This is a genomic window from Streptomyces sp. GC420 (assembly GCF_009916105.1).
GTDB lineage: Bacteria > Actinomycetota > Actinomycetes > Streptomycetales > Streptomycetaceae > Streptomyces.
Genome location: NZ_JAAAXQ010000450.1, coordinates 1 through 5,598, shown reverse-complemented (window position 1 = coordinate 5,598; position 5,598 = coordinate 1). Strand labels below are relative to the sequence as shown.

Sequence of the window (5,598 nt, the reverse complement as noted above, 5' to 3'; positions counted from 1 at the left end):
GGCCGGCGTCAGGGTAAGGGCGGGGGCCTGGAGTGGAGGCGGTGCAGGGCGCCGGGAATTCACGGTGCGGACACCGTGCGTACAGCGGACACGTACGGATTGTCGGTGAGGCGTGGTTTCCTGGAGACATGATCGAAGATGTTCTCGAATTTCTCGAAGGTGACCTGTCCGCGGTCGAGGAAGCGGTCCGCAGGGCGGCCGCCGACGAGATCATGCCCCGTTTCCGGCAGCTCGCCGCACACGAGATAGTCGAGAAGAACGGCCCGCACGACCTGGTGACCGTCGCCGACCGGCTCGCCGAGGAACACCTCACCGCTTCCCTGACGGCCCTGCTCCCCGGCTCCGTCGTCGTCGGTGAGGAGGCCGTGCACGCCGACCCCGCAGTATACGAGGCGCTGAGTGGCGACGCGCCGGTGTGGATCGTCGACCCCGTCGACGGCACCCGCCAGTTCGTCCACCACGACCCCGGCTTCTGCACCCTCGTCGCCCTCGCCAGGGGCGGGGAACTGCTGGCCTCCTGGACCTTCGCGCCCGCTCTCAAGGAGATGGCCGTGGCGGTGCGAGGGCGGGGCGCCCGGCTCAACGGCCAGCCGATACGCTCCGGTTCGCCCGAGCCCGGCAAGACCCTCGAAGTCGCCATGTCGCACCCGGACTTCACCACCGAGGAGCAGAAGCGGGCCCTGCTGGGGCTGCGCACCCCCGGCATACACGGCAGGCCCTGCGGATCGGCGGGCCTGGAGTACCTGGACGTGGCCCGGGGCGCGATCGACGCCGTCGCCTTCTCCTGGGAGAACGCATGGGACCACGCCGCCGGACTGCTTCTTCTGACGGAGGCGGGCGGCGCCCACGCCACCCTGTCCGGTGCGCCGTTCCGGCTTGCCGGGGGCAACGCGCTGCCCTTCACGGCGGCCCGGGACACGGCCACCGCCGAGCGTGTCCTGGAACACCTCCGGGCGGGCCGGGCCTGAACGGCCGCCCGCCCCGGGCGGTTCGGGCCGATGGGTGCCTGCCGCTTTCCCCGGCCGCCGCGAGGCTGCGTGCCGCCGCGGGAGGACCCCCGCGCCCCATTCATGCCCTCGGGCACGGCCTCGCTCCTGTCCCCGGTCACGCCGGCGGACAATGCGCGGACTGGCGTCGCCGGTGCCCACGAATATCCTGACCCCTCTGGCCGTCACGGGACGAAGGAGTCCGAAGGTGCCCTCACTGATCGACGCCGTGGTGGTGGGAGCGGGGCCCAACGGACTGACCGCCGCCGCCGAACTGGCCCGCCGCGGACTGTCCGTGGAGGTGTACGAGGCGCAGGACGCCGTCGGCGGCGGCGCGCGCACCGAGGAACTGACCCTCCCGGGCTTCCGGCACGACCCGTGCTCCGCCGTGCACCCGCTCGCCGCCGGCTCGCCCGCGTTCCGGGCGATGCCGCTGGCCCGGCACGGCCTGGAGTGGCTGCACCCCGAGCTGCCGCTGGCCCAGCCCTTCGACGACGGCACCGCCGCCGTGCTCGCCCGCTCCGTCGGCGAGACCGCGATGTCCCTGGGCGCGCACGACGCCGGTGCCTACCGGCGGCTCGTCGAACCCTTCCTCGGAAAATGGCCCACCCTCGCCGCCGACTTCCTGCGCACCCCGTGGGACGGCCTGCCCCGCGACCCGTACACCCTGGCGCGCTTCGGCCTGCTAGGACTGCGGCCCGCCGCGCAGCTCTCCCACCGCTTCACCGGCCGGCGTGCCCGCGCCCTGATCGCCGGGCTCGCGGGCCACGCCATCGCGCCGACCACGGGCTTCGCCACCGGGGCCATCGCCCTCGTGTTCGCGCTCGCCGCGCACGCGGTCGGCTGGCCCGTGCCCAGGGGCGGCTCCCAGGCCATCTCCGACGCCCTGGCCTCGTACCTCAGGGAGCAGGGCGGAGTGATCCACACCGGCTTCGAGGTGAAACGCCTCGACGACCTGCCGCCGGCCCGCGCCTACCTCTTCGACACCTCGCCGACCGCCCTGGCCCGTATCGCGGGCCTCGGCAACGTCTACCGCCACTACCGTTACGGACCGAGCGCCTTCAAGATCGACTACGCACTGTCGGGCCCCGTGCCCTGGACGGCGGCGGACGCCCGCAGGGCCGGCACCGTGCACATCGGCGAGAGCGCCACCGAGATCGACACCGCGCTGAGGCGTGCCGTCTCCGGCCTCCCGCCGGCCGTGCCCTTCCTGATCACGGCCCAGCCCAGCCTCGTGGATCCGGGCCGCGCCCCCGAGGGCAGGCACACCTTCTGGGTCTACGCCCACGCGCCCAAGGGCTGGACCGGCGACGCCACCGAGGCCGTCGAGCGGCAGATCGAGCGCTACGCCCCGGGCTTCCGCGACCTGGTGCTGGCCCGCGCCACCGCGGGCCCTCCCGAGCTGGCCGCCCGCAACGCCAACTACGTCGGAGGAGACTTCGCCTGCGGGGCCTTCGCGGGACTCCAGACCCTGATCAGGCCCCGGCTCGCCCGCGTCCCGTACGCCACCGCGCACCCCGCCGTCTTCCTGTGCTCCTCCGCGACCCCGCCCGGGCCCGGTGTGCACGGGATGTCCGGCCACCACGCGGCGAAGGCCGTCTGGCAGCGGCTGCGCGCGGCATGATGCCCGTATGACCACGATCACTCTCGTACGCGGCGACATCACGGAACAGTCCGTGGACGCGGTCGTCAACGCCGCCAACTCCTCGCTCCTCGGCGGCGGTGGCGTCGACGGGGCCATCCACCGCAAGGGCGGCCCCGCCGTCCTCGCGGAGTGCCGCGACCTCCGCGCCTCCCGCTACGGCAAGGGGCTGCCGACCGGCCGGGCCGTCGCCACCACCGCGGGGCGGCTGCCCGCCCGCTGGGTGATCCACACCGTCGGCCCCGTCTGGTCCCGCGACGAGGACCGCTCCGGACTGCTCGCCTCCTGCTACCGCGAGTCGCTGCGCGTCGCCGCCGGACTCGGCGCGCGGACCGTAGCCTTCCCCGCCATCTCCACCGGCATCTTCGGCTGGCCGATGGACGACGGCGCGCGCATCGCGATCGAGACGGTACGGGAGACCGAGGCACGGGGGGTGGAGGAGGTGCGCTTCGTCCTCTTCGACCAGCCCGCCTACGACACTTTTGCCGCGCGGCTCTGACCCGCGCTCCCGAGGCGGCACCGTGAACCGCCGGTGTCCACGTGTCCGGTGCCTCCGCCACCACCGCCGCGAGGGCGGTGCCCCTCAGCCCGCAGCCGTCGCCACGGCCGCCTGCGCGGGCAGCCAGGCAACCACCTCGTCACCCTCGGCGTCCCCCCATCGGGCGGAACCCGGGACGTGTACAGGCGCGCGGCCGCGGCGCTGTCCGGGTGGTACGACAGCCGGAGCACCCGGCAGTCGCGCGAGGGTGATGTCGGATTCTCGCGAGCCGGAGACCCCCCGCACGGCCGATGCTTGGGGCATGTACACCGACACCGACCGGTGCGTGCGCGCCGTGCAGTCGAAGGACGCCCGCTTCGACGGGTGGTTCTTCACGGCGGTCCTGACGACCCGGATCTACTGCCGGCCAAGCTGTCCCGCGGTGCCTCCCAAGGTCGCCAACATGCGGTTCTACCCCAGCGCCGCCGCCTGCCAGCAGGCCGGTTTCCGCGCCTGCAAACGCTGCCGTCCCGACACGAGCCCCGGCTCCCCGGAATGGGACCACCGCGCCGACCTCGTCGCCCGCGCGATGCGGCTGATCCGGGACGGGGCCGTCGACCGCGAGGGCGTGCCGGGACTGGCCTCCCGGCTCGGCTACAGCACCCGGCAGATCGAGCGCCAGCTGCTGGCGGAGCTGGGTGCGGGCCCGCTGGCCCTGGCCCGGGCGCAGCGGGCCCAGACCGCGCGCCTGCTCATCGAGACCAGCGACCTGCGGATGGCGGACGTCGCCTTCGCCGCCGGGTTCTCCTCCGTGCGCACCTTCAACGAGACGGTGCGCGAGGTCTTCGCCCTCACCCCGGGCGAACTGCGAGCCCGCGCCGAGCGGGGCCGCCGCAGCATCCTGACGCCGGGCGTGCTGAGCCTGCGCCTGCCCTTCCGGGCACCTCTGAATCCCGACAACCTCTTCGGGCACCTCGCCGCCACCGCCGTGCCCGGCGTGGAGGAGTGGCGCGACGGCGCGTACCGGCGGACGCTGCGCCTGCCGTACGGGCACGGCGTGGTCTCCCTCGCCCCGCGCCCCGACCACATCGCCTGCCGGCTGTCCCTCACCGACCTGCGCGACCTGACCATCGCGATCAGCCGCTGCCGCCGCATGCTCGACCTCGACGCCGACCCGGTCGCCGTCGACGAACTGCTGAGCGCCGATGCGGTGCTCGCGCCGCTCGTCGCGAAGGCGCCCGGGAGGCGGGTGCCGCGCACCGTGGACGCCGCCGAGTTCGCGGTGCGGGCGGTGCTGGGCCAGCAGGTGTCGACGGCCGCCGCGCGCACGCACGCCGGCCGTCTCGTACGGGCGCACGGCGAGGCCGTCGAAGACCCCGACCCGTCGGGCGGCCTCACCCACCTGTTTCCGTCGGCGCAGGCGCTGGCCGCCCTCGACCCGGAGGCCCTGGCCCTGCCGCGCAGCCGCCGCACCACCCTCACCACGCTGGTCGCGGCGCTCGCCGAGGGGCGGCTCACGCTCGGGCCCGACACGGACTGGCAGTCGGCCCGGGCGGAACTGGCCGCGCTGCCCGGATTCGGACCCTGGACCGTCGAGGCCATCGCGATGCGGGCCCTCGGCGACCCCGACGCCTTCCTCCCGACCGACCTCGGCCTGCGCCGCGCCGCCGCCGGGCTGGGCCTGCCGGGGACCCCGGCCGCACTCACCGCCCGCGCGGCGGCCTGGCGGCCCTGGCGCGCCTACGCCGTCCAGTACCTGTGGGCCACCGACGACCACCCCATCAACCGCCTCCCGGCAGAAGGAACCCCCCGATGACCCGCCCGGCGTCCCGCTCCACGAGCGGCCCGACACCTCGCCCCACGACCCGCCCGGCGACCGGCGGTGCCGCCCGCACCCACACCGTCACCGGCAGCCCGTACGGGCCGCTGACCCTCGTCGCCACGGACGGCGTCCTGTCCGGCCTCTACATGGAGGGCCAGCGCCACCGCCCACCCGAGGAGACCTTCGGCGAGGGAGCCGCCCCCGGCGATCCGCCCTTCGCCGCCGTCATCGACCGGCTCACGGCGTACTTCGCAGGCGAGCTGAAGGAGTTCGACCTTCCCCTGCACCTGACCGGAACGCCGTTCCAGCTCCGCGTCTGGGAACAGCTCCGGCACATCCCCTATGGCGAGACCCGCAGTTACGGACAGCTCGCGGCCGCCCTGGGCAGCCCCGGCGCCTCCCGTGCGGTCGGGCTCGCCAACGGGAGGAACCCGATCGGCATCATCGTCCCCTGCCACCGGGTCGTCGGCTCAACGGGCGGTCTCACCGGCTACGGCGGCGGCCTCGACCGCAAACAGAGCCTGCTCGCCCTCGAAAGCGGCCGCCCCGCGGACGCCCTCTTCTGACGACACCCGCAACCCGGCGTCCAGGCACACCGCGAACGCCCGCGCCGCCGACGGCACCCGGCCGCCGGCCCACGCCCCGGCCGCCCGCACGAACGCCCCCGGCC

General features: G+C 74.8%; 5 protein-coding genes. All 5 read left to right on the top strand.

Going from position 1 to position 5,598, the window contains the following annotated elements:
- The first annotated feature begins 128 nt into the window (after positions 1-128).
- The 5 genes from GUY61_RS33690 (at position 129) to GUY61_RS33670 (ending at position 5,494) form a co-directional block, all read left to right on the top strand.
- Positions 129-968: an inositol monophosphatase family protein gene (locus GUY61_RS33690; protein WP_166634122.1), complete on the top strand. Its 840-nt coding sequence runs from the start codon at positions 129-131 to the stop codon at positions 966-968.
- Positions 969-1,194: 226 nt separating this feature from the next.
- The gene (locus GUY61_RS33685; RefSeq protein WP_166634121.1) at positions 1,195-2,610 is read left to right on the top strand and encodes an NAD(P)/FAD-dependent oxidoreductase; all 1,416 of its coding nucleotides are present in this window, start codon (positions 1,195-1,197) and stop codon (positions 2,608-2,610) included.
- A 7-nt stretch (positions 2,611-2,617) separates the two neighbouring features.
- Entirely contained in the window at positions 2,618-3,127 is a 510-nt protein-coding gene (locus GUY61_RS33680; protein WP_166634120.1) for an O-acetyl-ADP-ribose deacetylase, read from the top strand.
- Positions 3,128-3,428: 301 nt separating this feature from the next.
- Positions 3,429-4,922, top strand: a complete 1,494-nt coding sequence (locus tag GUY61_RS33675; RefSeq protein WP_166634119.1) for a DNA-3-methyladenine glycosylase 2 — start codon at positions 3,429-3,431, stop codon at positions 4,920-4,922.
- Positions 4,919-5,494, top strand: coding sequence for a methylated-DNA--[protein]-cysteine S-methyltransferase (locus GUY61_RS33670; RefSeq protein ID WP_166634118.1), 576 nt, complete (start codon positions 4,919-4,921; stop codon positions 5,492-5,494). The genes GUY61_RS33675 and GUY61_RS33670 overlap by 4 nt, the downstream gene beginning before the upstream one ends.
- Positions 5,495-5,598 lie beyond the last annotated feature (104 nt).